Here is a 15,630-nt window from a genome sequence, read left to right on the forward strand (position 1 = left end):
TTACGAGGCCATCCTGGGTATGGCGCAACGACGTTCAGGGGGTTGGAGTGAGCAGTCACGAGGCCGTCCACCGGCTGGTGGTGAGCGCGGACGTCAAGGGGTCGGGGCGCCTGGGGCACCAGGCCAAGCTCCGGTCGCGCAGGGGCATGTACGGCATCTTCGAGTCGGCCTTCGACGCGGTGGCGGTGGGCGGCGGCCAGGTGCACCTGGAGGACCGGGGCGACGGCGTGCTCGCCGCGCTCGCCCCGGAAGTGCCGCCGGTGGACCTGGTGGGGCTGTGGCTCGAAGAGGTCTACCAAGGCGTGCGCGCCCACAACACGGGACTGAGCGACCGGCTGCGGTTACGGATCGCCATGCACGCGGGCCCCGTCAGCCACGACGGCAGGGGCCTGGTGGGCCGGGCGGTCGACCTGACGTGCCGGCTGTGCGACAGCCGGGAGGCCAAGGAGATCCTCGCGGCGGACGACGCCATCGACCTGGTCTTCGTGGTCTCCGACGGCCTCTACCGGTCGGTGGTCGTCGAGGGCGGCAGGTTCGTGGAGCCCGAGCACTACCGGCCGATTCCCGTACAGGCCAAGGAGACCGACGAGGTCGCGTGGTTCCACGTGCCCCGCCGCACCCAGCCGCCCGTGCCCCGGCCCAGACCTCCGGCACGCCCCACGGGGGTGGGCGTGCCGGAGCCCCCGGCCACCGCCGCCACGGGGGCGACCGGAGCGGAACCCCGCGGCCCGTGGACGACGAAGTACTCCATCAACGTCAACGGCATCAACCAGATCGTGGACGGCGCGGAGGTGCACGGCGACATCGTGGGTTCCCGCGGCACGCCCGACCTGCCGGATGACGACGGCGTGGAAGGGGCGGGGCCGCGGTGAGCGACGACGGAGGGGGCAAGGGCGCGGGGGGTGGAGGGGGCGGCGGTCAAGGTCCGCAGGGCGGTGGCGGCGGTAAGGCGGGGGGCGACGGAGGAGGAGGCAAGGCGGGCGCCGGCGGGCCGGGCCGTGGGGGCGGCGCGGGCGCCGGGGCGGCAGGCGGACCCGACGACGGCCGCAGGCACGACACGGCGCGCACCGGACCGATCGACGGCCAGTCGGCGGCCGGCGGACACGACGCGGCACAACAGGCGCGCGCCAACTTCGTCGTCAACGGCCGCAACGTCATCCTCGACGGCACCCAGGGCGATGTGGACCTGGGCGACCACCACCACTACCACGGAGCCCGTGCGGGCGTACCCCGCCTGGTGTCCGGCACCGTGCCCCACGAGGAACTGCAGCGGCTGCGGCTGGTCTTCGAAAAGCCTCCCGGTTACGCGGAACTGCTCGGCCTCCTGAAGCGGCAACGGCTGATCGCGCTGTGCGGCGACCCGGGCACCGGGCGCGGCTACGCGGCCCTGTCGCTGCTCGACGAGGTCACGCACGGGGAGGTCGAGCGGATGGACCCGCGTACGGAACTGGACCGGATCGACGAGTCGGACCTGGAGGAGGGCCACGGCTATCTGGTGAAGATCAGCGGTGCGGAGCTGATCAGCAGGGGGCGGCGTCCGAGGCACGACGAGCGGGACAGCGAGGACCGCGAGGAGTGGGACCGGAGGTGGGCCGCCGAGCCGCCCGCGGAGCTGCATCTCGACCGGCTCGGCACGCTGCTCGACCGACGTGGCGCGTACGCGATCCTCGTGGTCGGGGGCGGCGGATTCGCCGACGAACTGCTGCGCGGGCGCTACGGTCAGCTCTTCAGCATGCCCTCGGCCGACGGCGTACTGAACAAGCACCTCGAGGATCTGCTGGACCACAGCGAACGCCACCTGGTCGACCGGGCGCGCACCCTGGCGCGACGGCCGGACGTGGCGGCGGCCATGGGGCTCGACCCGCTGCGCCCCCACGAAGTGGAGTCGCTCGCCCGCCTCGTCGTCGGGCGCGTCAAGGACGAGAACTCCGAGGACGAACTCCTCGCCGAACTGGGGACCTTCGCCCATTCGCAGGCCGACCGGTGGTTCGCCACCACCGGGCGGGCCGCGCCGCGCAACCGGGACGCGCTGACGGCGGCGCTGCGCCAGGCGGCCTTCCGCACGGCGATGGCGGTCTACAACGGCTCGCCCTACAGCGTGGCCGTCGAGGCCGCGGAGCAACTGGCCTGGGAGTTCGGGCAGTCCACGGACCCCGGCCGGGAGCCGGGGCGGCTGCTGTTCAGCGACCACCGCCCCGCTCGGCTCGCGGCCGCGCGCGCCGAACTGTTCACCGGCGAGGTCACGTTCAACACGCGCAAGCTCGAGACCCGCAAGGTGCGCCTTCAGGGCAGCGCGCTCGCCCGGGCCGTCCTGGCGCGCGTCTGGGAGGACCACAACGCGCGGGGGCCGCTGTGCCAGTGGCTGCGCACCCAGTGCGAAAACGGCGTGCCGATGGTGTGGGTGCCGGCCGCCATCACGGCCGCCGCGCTGTGCACGCTCGACTACGCCTACGCCGAGGATGCGATCGTCGCCCCGATGGCGTTCAGCGACTCCCTCCAGCAGCGCCTGGCAGCCGCGACGGTCCTCGCCCAGGCGGCGGGTCTCAGCGAGTCGGTCCGCCCGATCGTGCGGGACACGGTCCGGGAATGGGCCCGTGAAGGCGACGAGATGGAGACCAGTACAGCGGCCTTGGTGCACGGCTTCGGCACCGTGGAGCGGTCGGTCGCCGCCTCCCTCGACGAACTGGGCCGACTGGCGGGACGCAAGGAGCGGGAGAAGCGGGAGGAGTGGCGCGAGGCGGACTGGGACCTGCTGGTGTACGCCTCCTTCAGTGCGGCGCGGCTGATCACCGGGGCCGAGCCGGAGACCGTGCTGCGGCGGGTGGGTGCCTGGATGGGCGACCGGCGCACCAGGCACCGCGATCTGGCGCTGCTCACCGTGAACCGGCTGATCTGGCAGCGCCCCACGCACCTGTGGGGCCTGGAGGAGGTGCCCGCGCTCAAGGACCACATGAACTGGCCGATCGCGGCAGCGCTCCTCGCGGGCACTCCCCAGTACACCGGGCTCCTTGCGGACCTGGTGTGGTGCGGCCTGGACACCGGCAGATGGCGGGAGGACGTGCAGGACTCGCTCGGCGACTGGATCCGCCGGGGCGAGCACGATCCGGAACTCCTCGACGTCCTCTGTGACTTCCTTCCCCGCCTCGTCAGCGGTGTCGCCGAAGCCGACCGGCTGCACAACCTCGTACGCCGCCTGCAACGCGACCCCGACGAACCCGTGACGCCCGCCACCGCACAGCGACTGCGCGACGCGATCGACGGGCACCGGACCGTCGTCGTCCAGCCGGAGACACCGGCCCACCGGACCAAGAACACGGACGGAGCGAGATGAACATCCAGCACCCGCCGCGCGCCCTCCCATCGGCCCCCGCGGCACTGCCCGCCATGTCGCCCGGTCCCGGACATCCACTCCCGCGGTCGCCCTGGACGCCCGCCCCGAGTACGCCGACGACTCCGGCCGAACGCCCGGCGGCCGCACAGGAGTTGGCCGGTCCCTTCCTGCGCGAGTACCGGCCGGCCTGGCCGTACCGGCACCGCAGTGCCCAGGTCGCGGCCGTGCTGTACTACCGCAGCCGACCGCCCAGGGCAGTGGGCCCCGAGGGCGAGGAGGGGTTCCTGCTGCGCTGGCTCGCCCGCCCCTACACCGCGTTCGAGCTGCAACTCGGCTGGCACACCGTGTCGTTCAAGGTGGAGCTCCCGGCCGCGGAGAACGGCAGGTCCTTCCCCACCGACGTCCGCGTGCGCTGGCAGGTGAGCGACCCCTGTCTGGTCGCGCGGAGCCAGGTCACCGATGTCGCCGCGCTGCTCGTCCCGGAACTGGAGCAGCGACTGCGCGACGTCTCGCGCGGCTACTCCATCAACCGCGCGGAGGAGGTCCGCGACGCGGTGCACGAGGCGCTGAAGGACCAGCGCCTGGGCAGCCGATTCGGCCTGGAACTGGACCTCTTCGTGACGATCTCCTGGGACAAGCTCATCCAGGACCACGGCACGAGTCTGGGCCAGGTGCTGCACCAGACGGACCTCGAGAGGCTCAACCACGAGCTGCGGCGGCTGAAGGACGACAACCAGCGACAGCTCATCAGCCACTGGGCCGCCGACTTCCAACGAGCCATCGAGAGGGGCAACCACGCCGTGATGGCGCAGATGATGGCGCGCAACCCCAAGGATCTGGGCGAGATCCGGGAGATGTTCCGCAAGGAGCAGCGCGAAGAGCGCCAGGACGGCATGGAGTTGATGTCCCGGCTGATCGAGGGCGGACTCCTGGAGCGCTGGGAACTGGGCGACCAGGCCATGGTGGTCGTGGAGTTCCTGAGGTCGAGCGCGCGCCACGTGCTGTCCGAATCGTCGGAGGCGCCGACGGGCGGTGCGACGCAGTCCGGGCGCACTCCCTTCTGGGAGAAGAAGGACGACAGCGCGGACACCACCGACGCCTCCGAGGCGGGCGGCGACGCTTACGACCAGCAGTCGCCCGGTCGACCGGGCGACTGAAAGGACCGGGGGAGACAAGGACATGACGGTCACAGGAACTCCACCGCACCGCAGGCCCGCCGTCCCCGGCACCGCCGTGTCGCCCCTGTCCGAGCCGGGCTGCCGGTTCGTGTCGGAGCGGCTGCTCACGGCGGTACGGGAGGAGGTCACGCGGGCCGACACCAAGGCGTCGATCCTGCTGTCGGGCAGCGTGGCCCTGCCCGCCCTTGCCGCATCGGCCGCACAGGGACGCGTCGGCTCCGGACCGCTGGGCGTGGCCGGTGCGGTGCTGTGGCTGGCGGGGATCGTGATGCTCGCCATGGTGGTACTGCCGCGTACGAAGCCGGACAGCGGGAACCGGCGCGCCGACGGGGGCCGGACGTCCGCCGCCGATCCCGGCCCGTCGGTGGCCGCCCTCCACCGCGGGGCCGGATCGGAGGAGGTGGCGGCGGCCGTGCTTGCCGCGGGGCGTGACCCCGGCCGCTGGGTCCTGGAACAGTCGTGCGCCCTCGGTACCATCCTGGCCATCAAGTACCGCTGGATGCGGTGGGCGGTGGGGTGCCTGGTGGCGGGCGGGGCGGCCGTGGCGGTGACCGCGCTGGGGTGAGGGGGCAGGGTGCCGGTGAGCGGAGGGCCGCGGGCGTGGGTGGTCGGGGCGCTGACGGGGGTCGCCGCTTCGGTGGCGATGTGTGGGCTCGCCGTGGTCACGGTGGTGCTCGTGCCCGCGTGGTGGCCGCACCCGGTGGTGGTCGTGGTGGCGGGGTTCGTGCTCTTCGCCGTCGGCTTCGCGCTGATCGCGGTGTGCTTCATCCACCTGAGCCCCTGGCACTTCGGCGTGGCCGCGATCGCCGAGGCCCTGCTGGCCGTCGGCCTGCTGGCGTTCCTCGACCAGGCGGTGCTCGATGTGTGGGGCGAGCCGGTGGACACCGTCGTCACGGAAGCCGTCCGGCACGAGCGGAACTCGCCGACGGGCAAGGTCACCGGAGCCTGGTGGGAGTGCTCCCTGGAGCGGCTCGACGGCACGGAACTCGAACGGAGCCTCAGGGAGTCGGAGTTCGCGCCGGTCGGCGACGCGTGCCCGGCCCATGCGAAGCCGGGGGACCGGCTCGTGGTCCACGCGGCGCCCGGAGGGTACGCGGCACCGCAGACGAACGCCCCGGTGGGCGGCGTGTGGCTGGTCGTCCCGCTGGCCGTCGCCGCCACGGCGGTGGCGGCGACGTTCACGGCTGTCGGGATGTCACGCGCGGGTGCGCCGGACGTGGGGCGGATCCTGCGTCTCGTACGGCGCCGGGCGGGCGTTCCGCCGCCCCGCACGTGAGACGCGGTGCCCGCGCCTACCGCCGTCCCCCCACGTTCCGCGGATGCTCCCGCGCCGACCGTTCGTTGCCGCGCCGGTAGTTGCCCGTCCAGCGGGCCATCACCAACTGGGCGTCGCCGGACGTGACTTCCTCCAGGAAGCGTTTGGCCCGCCCGTCGCGCAGTTGCGCCGCCTGCCGGCCGTGATGCCACACCACCACGGATCCGTCGCGCCGTTCCTCGTACGTGAACCCGTTGGCACCCGACACCGTCCACCCCCTGTGCTGATCTGTTCGGACGCCTCATCGTGAGCGATCAGCCGTCCGATGGCGATCCATTTACCGGTGGAGCGGCTGCCGGGGCACCGGGGATCCGGTCGTGGACGTTCCTGATCAGGTTCAGCATCGCCAGGCGGAAGACCTCGGCCTGATGCTCGCCGAGGAACGAGGTGTGCCCGAACACCTCCAGGACGACGTGGCCGTGCATGTGCCCCCACGCGCTGAGGAGCAGTGACGTCGCGGGCGGCGGCAGCGTGCCCAGGCCGTCCAGCGGCAGGTTGTCCAGGAACGCGTGGAGCGACGGCGAGAGCGCGGGGGTGTCGGCTGCGGCCAGTTGTTCGTGCGTGAATCCTGCGAACATCTCGCGCTCGAAGATCGCGCTCATCCGGCGCACCGCCTGGGTGGTCGGGCCGTCGACGGGCGCCGCGTAGTACCGCAGCGGCGTGCCGTACAGAAGCTGGAACCGCTCGGGGTGGGCGATGCCCCAGCGGCGGTAGCCCTCGGCCGCGACCACCAGGCCCGGCAGGTCCGGGTCGTCCGCGCCCGCCTCGACGGCGGCGCCCACGGCGTCGGCCAGATCGTCGTACGCCTTGGTGACGAGCACCGTGACGAGGGCGTCCCGGCTCGGGAAGTAGTGGTACAGCGCCTGCACGGTCATGTCGAGGCTGCGGGCGACCGCGCGCAGGGACAGGGCCGCGGGGCCCTGCTCGGCGATCTGCGCCTCGGCGGCGTCCAGGATCTCCCGGGTGGCCGCGGCCCGGCGCCGCTCGCGCAAGGAGGGCCGGGCTGTGGTGCGTTCGTCCGTTGCCGTCATGCCCCGACCGTACGACGTCGGCCTTGGCGGCGTAAGAGGGCTTTATAGGGTGTGAGGAAAATCTAACACTGCCAAATCTTTCTCCCTCTCCATAACGTCGTCCTGCGGCGACGAACAGTGCGACCGCAGGAACGCAAAGGAGAGAGTGCGTGTTCGAACGCATAGCCGAGCTGGCGATTCGCCGGTCGAGGCTGGTACTCATCGTCGCCGCCGTGGTCGTGGTCCTCATGGGCGCCTTGGGCGCCGGTGCCTTCGGGAAGCTGCTGGGGGGCGGTTTCGACGACCCGTCCTCCCAGTCCTCGCGGGCCAGGGAGGTCATCGACGACAAGTTCGGCGGAGAGACGAACCTGGTGCTGCTGGTCCGCGCCCCCGAGGGCCGTATCGACGCCCCGGCGGCCAAGCGCAGCGGCCAGGCCCTGGTGTCCGACCTCAAGGGGGAGCGGGACCTCGCCAACGTGGTCTCGTACTGGGACACCGACAACCCCGACCTGCGCTCCAAGGACGGCCGCGAGGCCATCGTGCTCGCCCGCGTGAAGGGCAAGGACGCCGAGCTGCAGGAGAACGCCAAGGCCGTCATCGACGACTACGCCGGAACCTACGAGGACACGCTCACGGTCAAGGCCGGAGGCAGTGCCGGCGTGAGCAACGAGATGGGGCCGCAGACCACGGAGGACCTCATCCTGGCCGAGAGCATCGCCGTGCCGCTGATCCTGCTGCTGCTCCTGGTCGTCTTCGGCACCGTGGTCTCCGCGCTGCTGCCGCTCGCCATCGCGCTCGTCGCCATCGTCGGGGTGTTCGCACAGCTCTTCGTCGTCGGCAGCGTCACCGACGTCTCCATCTTCGCGATCAACCTCACCACGGCGCTCGGGCTCGGCCTCGGCGTCGACTACGCCCTGCTGATGATCAGCCGGTTCCGGGAGCAGCTCGCGTCGGGGGCGAGCGTGGACGACGCCGTCCGCACGACGATGAGCACCGCGGGCCGCACCGTCGCTTTCTCCGCCGCCACCGTGGCGGCGGCGCTCGCGGCGCTCATGGTGTTCCCGCAGTACTTCCTCCGCTCGTTCGGCTACTCCGGTGTCGGCGTCGTCGTCATCGCGGCCCTCGCCACCCTGTTCGTGATGCCCGCGCTGCTCAACGTCCTGGGGCACCGGGTCAACAGCGGGCGGATGCCGTGGTCGAAGCCGGGGCGGCGCTCCGCGTCCGGCGTGCCCCTGTGGGGACGCCTCGCCCGCACCGTCATGCGGCGGCCCGCGCTCACCGCGCTGCCCGTGCTCGCGGTGCTGCTCCTCGCGGCGAGCCCGCTCCTCGGCATCACCTTCGGCACGCCGGACGAACGCGTCCTCCCCGAGAACGCCGAGAGCCGCCAGGTCTCGACGGCACTGCGGGAGAACTTCAAGGGCAACGACGCCGCGGCCCTGCACGTCGTCATCGACAAGGCCGTGGACAAGGCCCCGCTGGAGTCGTACGCGGCCGAACTCTCCGGGCTCGAAGGGGTCGTCCGCGTCGAGGCGAGCACCGGCGTCTACGCCGACGGACAGTCCAAGGCGAGCGGCCCCGGCAACCCCGCGCTCGGCCGCCCCGCCACCCAGCAGCTCAACGTGGTGAGCGACCTGACACCGAAGTCGGACGACGCCAAGAACCTGGTCGAGGAAGTCAGGACGGCCGCCCCGCCCTCCGGGACGAACCCGCTGGTGAGCGGAGTCGACGCCGAACTGGTCGACTCCAACGACTCCATCGCCGGCAAGCTCCCGCTCGCCATCGGCCTGATCGCCGTCAGCACCTTCATCCTGCTCTTCCTGTTCACCGGCAGCATCGTGCAGCCGCTGCGCGCGCTCGTCCTCAACCTGATCAGCCTGGGGGCGACCATCGGCGTCATGACCTGGATCTTCCAGGACGGCAATCTCTCCGGCCTGCTCGGCTTCACCGCGCAGCCGATGGAGACGTCGATGACCGTCCTGATGTTCTGCGTCGCCTTCGGCCTCTCGATGGACTACGAGGTGTTCGTCACCAGCCGCATCAAGGAACTCCACGAGCAGGGCGAGGACAACGAGTCCGCCGTGACCAACGGCCTCGGGCACACCGGACGCATCGTCAGCGCGGCGGCCGTCCTGCTCGCGGTGAGCTTCTTCGCCTTCGGCACGGCCAAGATCAGCTTCCTGCAGCTGTTCGGCCTCGGCAGCGGCCTCGCCATCCTCATCGACGCCATCGCCGTACGCGGTGTCCTCGTGCCCGCCGCGATGCGCCTGCTCGGCCGCTCGGCCTGGTACGCGCCCGCCTTCCTGAAGAAGTTCCACGGACGGTTCGGGCTCAGCGAGGGCGGGCCCGCGCCCGTGGAGCCCGAGGCGGCGCCGAAGGTGGTGAGCCAGACGGGGGCCTGACCACGCTCCCGTCCCGCTGGTGCCCGCCTCCCGCATCGCCCCGGGGGCGGGCACCGTCGGCTCTGGGCAGCGGGCTACCTGCGGGCGGCGGTGTCGGAGGGCAGCTCGGCGAAGCGGTCGCGGTACTCGGCGGCGAACCGGCCGAGGTGGGCGACGCCCCACCGGTAGGCGATCGCGCCGATGGGGTCCGTGGAGGCGAGGATGTCCGCGCGGATCCGGTCGAGTCGCAGATTGCGTACGTACGCCATGGGGGACAGGCCGAGCCGGTCGCGGAACGCCGAACTGATCGTCCGGGGGCTGCAGTGGGCCGCGTGGGCGATGTCGCCGAGGCCGATGCGCTCGGTGAGGTTGGCCTCGACGAACGCGAGGGCGGCGCGCAGGGAGCGCGGGTGGCCGGGCCGGGGGCCGTCCCGCAGCTCGCCGGTGTGCGAGTGGGGCTGGGCCAGGAGCAGGGCGGTGACGATGCACCGCAGCTGGCTGCGCTGCAGCTCCGGGCGCTGGAACAAGGGGTCCCCGCAGTCCAGTTGCTCCAGGAGGGAACGGACGAGGAGCCGCACGGCCCGGCCCTTGGGCTCGGCCAGGTCGAGGGCGAAGTCGAAGCGCACGGTGGACACGGGCGGGTGCCCGGTCAGCGCGGTGAACTCCTGGTCGACCAGGGCGGCGTCGATCCGCAGCCCCAGGAACCGCGTCCGCCCGCCGCGCAGGGGTCGCAGTTCCTGGGTGTCACCGGGGTTGACGACCCCTGCCGTCGCCGCGTCGAGGGTCGCCCGTCGGCCGCCGCACGATGCCGAGATCGCCCCGGAGACACCGATGTTGACGAAGTAGGAGCCGCGTCCCTCGGTCGACGCGACGCGCACGTCGAGCGGTGAGGCGAAGCAGCCCACCGCGAAGTCGTGAGCGGCGACACCACGCAGTTCGTGATCCCCGCCGCACAGCTCGTCCAGGGGTGAGGTGGTGATCGCGCCGCCGAACAGGCGGGTGGCGGCGTTGAGCAGGTCGGCGGGGTTGTGGGAGCGGGTGATGAGGTGGTTGCGCAGGGGGGTCGGCACGGTTGTCGGGTCCACCTCCCCTTGGGACGCGTCGTACGGGCTGCTCGGTCGGCTCCCCGGCCGGCTACGCGGGCTCGGCCATCAGTCGGTGACAGGTTTCGGTCAGCGGGTACGCGTCGTGGTGGCGCTGCTCCCGCTCCAGGCCGACGATGGTCACCGAGGTCTCCACGAGTGTGCCGCACCGCTGCGCGCGCCGGGCCACGAACGCGTCGAGTCCCGCGCCGACCGACTCGTGCCGCCCGAGCTCCTTGGCCAGGACGAGTCCGTCCTCGATGGCCAGGGCCGCGCCGCTGGCCATCTGCGGTGCGGGCGCGTGTGCGGCGTCGCCGATGACGACGGCGTTGCCGCGGTTCCAGGCGCCCTCCAGGAGCGTCGTCCGCACCGGGCGCCGCACCACCGATTCCGCCCCGGTCACCAGAGGGCGGATCTCCGCCACCCGGCCGGGGAAGGGCTCCAGCAACTGCCGCAGCCGTGGGGCGAGTTCGGCCTCCGGCAGGACGCTTTGCGCCACGCCGTTCTCCGTCAGGAACACGTACGCCTGGCTGTCCGAGATCGGTACGAGGCCCGCCGTGTCGGCCTTCCCGGCGAAGTGATGGATCCCGGTGGCCCATGGCGGGCGGGGTACCACGGCTCGCCAGACCATCTGGTCGTGGTGGTCGAGGGCGGTGGTGAGGCCGAGCAGGTCCCGTGTCGAGGAGCGGATCCCGTCCGCGCCGACCAGCAGCGCGACCTGCCGGGCCGTCCCGTCGGACAGCCGCACGCGGACCGGTTCTCCGTCCTGGTCCGTGGACCCGCCCTGGTCCACGGCCACGACGGTCAGCCCGTGGCGCACCACCACCCCGCACCGCTCGGCCTCCGCGTGCAGGATGCGGTGCAGTACGGGGCGGGCGATGCCGACCATGCCAGGCCGCCCCGCGCCGATCAGGCGCGGCAACTGGACCTCGCCCGCGAGCTCGCCCCGTACGTCGACGTGCGTGATCCCGGTCATGCCGTAGCCCTCGGCCAGGCAGGCGTCCGCGAGCCCCAGCTCGTCCAGCGCGCGAAGCGCAGGGCCGGTCAGGCACAACCCCCACCCGGACGTCGCCCTCACCGGGCTGACCTCGGCGATCTCCACCTGCCACCCCGCGCGCGCCAGGGCCGTGGCCGCCGTCAGACCGGCGACACCCGCACCCACGACGACGGCCGTCCGCGCACCGCGACTGCTGTCCATGCGCTCCTCCAGAGCTTGAGTTCTCCGGAACCGTAGGATCCGTCGGCGCCCGGCCCTGTCCGAATCCGGCGGCGGACATCCGCTGTCGGCAACCGGCCTCCGCGCGCGGGGGCCACTGGAGCCGGCGGGTGAGCCGCGTCTCACCTCCCCGGTGCCGCTTGTCTATGCAACGAGTTGCATAGAAGGATCGGGGCATGGCGCTCGAGCACGCGATTCTCGTCTCCCTCCTTGAGAAGCCGGGCTCCGGCTATGAGCTGGCCCGGCGGTTCGACCGGTCCATCGGCTACTTCTGGGCCGCCACGCACCAGCAGATCTACCGCGTCCTCAAGCGCATGGAGGGCGACGGCCTGATCGACGCCCGCGAGGTGGCGCAGCAGGACCGGCCGGACAAGCGGGAGTACTCCGTCGCCGCCCCCGGCCGCGAAGCGCTCTCCCAGTGGCTGCACGAGCCGATCGAGCCCGAGAGCGTCCGGCACGAGCTCGCCGTGAAGATCCGCGGCGCGGCCTTCGACGACCCGGCCGCGCTGATCCACGAGGTGGAGCGACACCGCAAGGCACACGCCGACCGGCTCGCGCACTACCTCGCGGGGGAGCGGCGCGACTTCACCGGGCCCGAGGCGCCCCGAGCCCTCGACGCCGGACGCGAACTCCAGCACGTCGTGCTGCGCGGCGGCATCGCGTACGAACGCATGACGCTCGACTGGCTCGACGACGTGATCGCCACCCTCGAACGGCTCGCGCCGCCGCACGCCGGAGCCGCGCGCTGATCCCTCGGTCCGGAGCCGAGCGCCGCCCCATCTCTTGCCCGACCTTCCCCAACTCCCGAGCCGGAAAGGCGAAAAGCCATGGCCGACCCGCTGCTGTTCAACCCGAACACCTACGACCCGACGCACTTCGACCCCGAGACCCGCAGGCTGCTGCGCGCGACCGTCGACTGGTTCGAGGCGCGCGGCAAGCGGCAGCTGATCGAGGACTACCGCTCCCGCGCCTGGCTGGCGGACTTCCTCGCGTTCTCCGCCAAGGAGGGTCTTTTCGCGACCTTCCTGACGCCGTCCGCCGACGCCGACGGAGCCGCGGACAAGCGCTGGGACACCGCCCGGATCGCCGCCCTCAACGAGATCTTCGGCTTCTACGGGCTCGACTACTGGTACGCCTGGCAGGTCACCATCCTGGGGCTCGGCCCGGTCTGGCAGAGCGACAACGCCGCCGCCCGCGCCCGCGCGGCCGAACTCCTCGCCCAGGGTGAGGTGTTCGCGTTCGGCCTGTCCGAGAAGTCCCACGGCGCGGACATCTACTCCACCGACATGCTTCTTGAGCCCGACGGCGACGGAGGCTTCCGGGCCAGCGGCTCCAAGTACTACATCGGCAACGGCAACGCCGCGGGTCTCGTCTCCGTCTTCGGCCGCCGCACCGACATCGAGGGCCCCGACGGCTACGTCTTCTTCGCCGCCGACAGCCGCCACGACGCGTACCACCTGGTCAAGAACGTCGTCGACTCGTCGAAGTACGTCAGCGAGTTCCGCCTGGAGAACTACCCGGTGGCCGCCGCCGACGTCCTGCACACCGGCCGTGCCGCCTTCGACGCCGCGCTCAACACCGTCAACGTCGGCAAGTTCAACCTCTGCACCGGCGCGATCGGCATCTGCGAGCACGCCATGTACGAGGCCGTCACCCACGCCACGGGCCGCATCCTCTACGGCCGTCCCGTCACCGCGTTCCCGCACGTGCGCCGCGAGCTGACCGACGCCTACGTACGCCTCGTCGGGATGAAGCTGTTCAGCGATCGCGCCGTCGACTACTTCCGCTCGGCCGGTCCCGACGACCGCCGCTACCTCCTCTTCAACCCCATGACGAAGATGAAGGTGACCACGGAGGGCGAGAAGGTCATCGACCTGATGTGGGACGTCATCGCGGCCAAGGGCTTCGAGAAGGACACCTACTTCGCGCAGGCCGCCACCGAGATCCGCGGCCTGCCGAAGCTGGAGGGCACGGTCCACGTCAACCTCGCCCTGATCCTGAAGTTCATGGGCAACCACCTCCTGAACCCGGCCGAGTACGCGCCCGTGCCCACCCGCCTGGACGCGACCGACGACGACTTCCTCTTCCGGCAGGGACCGGCCCGCGGCCTCGGCGCCATCCGCTTCCACGACTGGCGCACCGCCTACGACGCGTACGCCGAGGTGCCCAACGTCGCCCGCTTCCGCGAACAGGCCGACGCGCTCTGCGACTTCGTCACCACCGCGGCCCCCGACGAGGAGCAGAGCCGCGACCTCGACCTGCTCCTCGCCGTCGGCCAGCTCTTCGCCCTGGTCGTGCACGGCCAGCTCATCCTGGAGCAGGCCCGCCTGACCGGCCTGGACGAGGACGTCCTCGACGAGCTCTTCGCCGTTCTCGTACGGGACTTCTCCGCGCACGCCGTCGAGCTGCACGGCAAGGACTCCGCCACCGAGGCGCAGCAGGCGTGGGCCCTGGGCGCGGTCCGGCGCCCGGTCGTCGACGAGGCCCGCGCGGCGCGCGTGTGGGACCGCGTCGAGGCGCTGGCCGGGACGTACGAGATGGCGCCGTAGCCGACCCTCGTGTCACATGTGTGAGGGCTTCTTCGGGTTGAAGAGCCAGGTGTCGAAGACACCCGACAGGTCCTTGCCGGACTGCTTCTCGCAGAGGGCGATGAACTGCCGGGTGTCGGCGTTCTTGTGCCGGTGCTGCTTCGTCCAGGCCCGGAGGATGGCGAAGAACGTCTTGTCGCCGACCGCCTCGCGCAACTTGTGCGCCACCATGGCGCCGCGCCCGTACACCGGGGAATCGGAGACGCGCGCGGCGCTCGGCGGGTCGGCGGGGGCGAAGTCCCAGATGCCGTCGCTCTCCTCGTCGGGGTCGGTGCCCTTGTAGAAGGACTCGAAGGTCTCCTGGGCGGTCCTGCCGCCCTGGTCCTCCTCCCAGAGCCACTCCGCGTAGGTGGCGAAGCCCTCGTTGAGCCACATGTCCTTCCACGCGCGCGGCGTGACCGAGTTGCCGAACCACTGGTGCGCCAGCTCGTGCACCACCAGGGAATCCTCGGGCGCGGAGTCGAAGTACGGCTTGGTCTGGGTCTCCAGGGCGTAGCCGAGGTCGGGCAGATGGTCGACGATCGCGCCCGTGGAGGAGAAGGGGTACGGACCGAAGCGCTCGCTCGCCCAGTCGGTGACCTTTGGGACCAGGTCCGCCACGTCTTCCGCGTCCTTCGACTCGTCCGGGTCGACGGCGACGTACACGGGCAGACCGCCGGAGGTCCTGCCCTTGGTGATCTCGAACCAGCCGACGGAGACGTTGGCGACATAGCTCGCCATGGGCTCCTTGGTGCGCCAGTGCCGGGTGACGCGGTCGCCCTTGTCCTCCTCCTTCACCAGGTCCCCGTTGCCGATGACGTCGTAGGGGTCGCCGTCCTCGTCCTTCGGGACGGTGACCGTCATGTCGTACGTGGCCTTGTCCGAGGGATGGTGGTTGCCGGGGAACCAGGTCATGGAGCCGGCCGGCTCGCCCAGGGCCGTCGAGCCGTCGTCGGTCTCGATCCAGCCCTCCATCCCTTCGTCGGAGTTCCCGATCATCTTCGGGGTGCCCTCGTACGTGACGGTGGCCTTGAAGGTCTCGCCGTCCCCGACCGCCTTCGCGGGCGTCAGCGTCAGCTCGTTCTTCGCGCGTACGAAACGGGCGTCGGCGCCGTTCACCGTGGCGCCGCGCACCTTCATCCCGGCGAGGTCGAGGTTGAGGCGGCTCAGGCCCTGGGTGGCGCGTGCCGTGATGACCGCGGTGCCCTTGAGGTGGTTGGTCTCGGGGACGTAGTGCAGGGTCAGGCCGTAGTGCGTCACGTCGTAGCCGCCGTTGCCGAGCGCGGGGAAGAGCCGGTCGCCCACGCCCGCCGCGCCCGGACGCGCGGCCGACGCGCCCGCGGAATGCGGCGTGGAGCCGGTGCAGGCGGTGCTCACGGCCACGAGAAACGCCGTGACCGGGACCCACCGGGCCGAGCGGGAGAAGCGTGCTGCGTGCGGTGCGAGGGCGGGGCGGGGAAAGATGACGGTCTCCTTCGCGGTGGTACGGCCGCGATACGGCGTGCGGTTCACGACGAGAGGGAAGAGCCCGCACGATCCCCTTTGGTTGCCCA

At 71.7% G+C, this 15,630-nt stretch carries 13 protein-coding genes; 8 read left to right on the forward strand and 5 right to left on the reverse strand.

Features of this window, described 5'->3' with window-relative positions:
• The first annotated feature begins 47 nt into the window (after positions 1-47).
• From IEY91_RS21205 to IEY91_RS21225, 5 genes are read left to right on the forward strand one after another with little or no spacing between them, the layout of a single operon-like run.
• Positions 48-872: a hypothetical protein gene (locus tag IEY91_RS21205; protein ID WP_189175234.1), complete on the forward strand. Its 825-nt coding sequence runs from the start codon at positions 48-50 to the stop codon at positions 870-872.
• Entirely contained in the window at positions 869-3,331 is a 2,463-nt protein-coding gene (locus IEY91_RS21210) for a hypothetical protein (RefSeq protein ID WP_189175235.1), read from the forward strand. The genes IEY91_RS21205 and IEY91_RS21210 overlap by 4 nt, the downstream gene beginning before the upstream one ends.
• Positions 3,328-4,488 (forward strand): hypothetical protein, encoded by a 1,161-nt coding sequence (locus IEY91_RS21215; protein WP_189175236.1) that lies wholly within the window; start codon positions 3,328-3,330, stop codon positions 4,486-4,488. The genes IEY91_RS21210 and IEY91_RS21215 overlap by 4 nt, the downstream gene beginning before the upstream one ends.
• A gap of 22 nt (positions 4,489-4,510) precedes the next feature.
• Entirely contained in the window at positions 4,511-5,074 is a 564-nt protein-coding gene (locus tag IEY91_RS21220) for a Pycsar system effector family protein (protein WP_229697126.1), read from the forward strand.
• A 15-nt stretch (positions 5,075-5,089) separates the two neighbouring features.
• A complete protein-coding gene (locus IEY91_RS21225; RefSeq protein ID WP_189175237.1) occupies positions 5,090-5,785 on the forward strand; it encodes a hypothetical protein in 696 nt (231 codons plus the stop codon).
• Positions 5,786-5,801: 16 nt separating this feature from the next.
• Here the strand turns inward: IEY91_RS21225 and IEY91_RS21230 are convergent, their stop codons facing one another.
• Both IEY91_RS21230 and IEY91_RS21235 read right to left on the reverse strand, forming a co-directional pair.
• Positions 5,802-6,032, reverse strand: coding sequence for a hypothetical protein (locus IEY91_RS21230; protein ID WP_164317672.1), 231 nt, complete (start codon positions 6,030-6,032; stop codon positions 5,802-5,804).
• Positions 6,033-6,078: 46 nt separating this feature from the next.
• Positions 6,079-6,855, reverse strand: a complete 777-nt coding sequence (locus IEY91_RS21235; RefSeq protein WP_189175238.1) for a TetR/AcrR family transcriptional regulator — start codon at positions 6,853-6,855, stop codon at positions 6,079-6,081.
• 149 nt (positions 6,856-7,004) lie between these two features.
• Here IEY91_RS21235 and IEY91_RS21240 point away from each other — a divergent pair, with 149 nt between their 5' ends.
• Positions 7,005-9,233, forward strand: coding sequence for an MMPL family transporter (locus IEY91_RS21240; RefSeq protein WP_189175239.1), 2,229 nt, complete (start codon positions 7,005-7,007; stop codon positions 9,231-9,233).
• A gap of 74 nt (positions 9,234-9,307) precedes the next feature.
• Here IEY91_RS21240 and IEY91_RS21245 read toward each other — a convergent pair whose 3' ends face one another.
• Together IEY91_RS21245 and IEY91_RS21250 are read right to left on the reverse strand one after the other, a co-directional pair.
• Positions 9,308-10,282, reverse strand: coding sequence for a helix-turn-helix transcriptional regulator (locus tag IEY91_RS21245; protein WP_189175240.1), 975 nt, complete (start codon positions 10,280-10,282; stop codon positions 9,308-9,310).
• Between the two features lie 64 nt (positions 10,283-10,346).
• Entirely contained in the window at positions 10,347-11,492 is a 1,146-nt protein-coding gene (locus tag IEY91_RS21250; RefSeq protein ID WP_189175241.1) for an FAD-dependent monooxygenase, read from the reverse strand.
• Between the two features lie 194 nt (positions 11,493-11,686).
• Between IEY91_RS21250 and IEY91_RS21255 the strand changes: the two genes are divergently transcribed.
• Both IEY91_RS21255 and IEY91_RS21260 read left to right on the forward strand, forming a co-directional pair.
• Entirely contained in the window at positions 11,687-12,259 is a 573-nt protein-coding gene (locus IEY91_RS21255; protein WP_164317661.1) for a PadR family transcriptional regulator, read from the forward strand.
• Positions 12,260-12,337: 78 nt separating this feature from the next.
• Complete coding sequence (locus IEY91_RS21260; protein ID WP_164317658.1) at positions 12,338-14,059, forward strand: acyl-CoA dehydrogenase family protein; 1,722 nt, start codon at positions 12,338-12,340, stop codon at positions 14,057-14,059.
• 12 nt (positions 14,060-14,071) lie between these two features.
• On the opposite strand, the gene IEY91_RS21265 is transcribed toward IEY91_RS21260, so the two are convergent.
• On the reverse strand, positions 14,072-15,589 hold the full coding sequence (locus IEY91_RS21265; protein ID WP_306309907.1) for a M1 family metallopeptidase: 1,518 nt from the start codon (positions 15,587-15,589) through the stop codon (positions 14,072-14,074).
• Between the last annotated feature and the right edge of the window lie 41 nt (positions 15,590-15,630).

The organism is Streptomyces lasiicapitis (genome assembly GCF_014646335.1).
GTDB classification, from domain to species: Bacteria; Actinomycetota; Actinomycetes; order Streptomycetales; family Streptomycetaceae; genus Streptomyces; species Streptomyces lasiicapitis.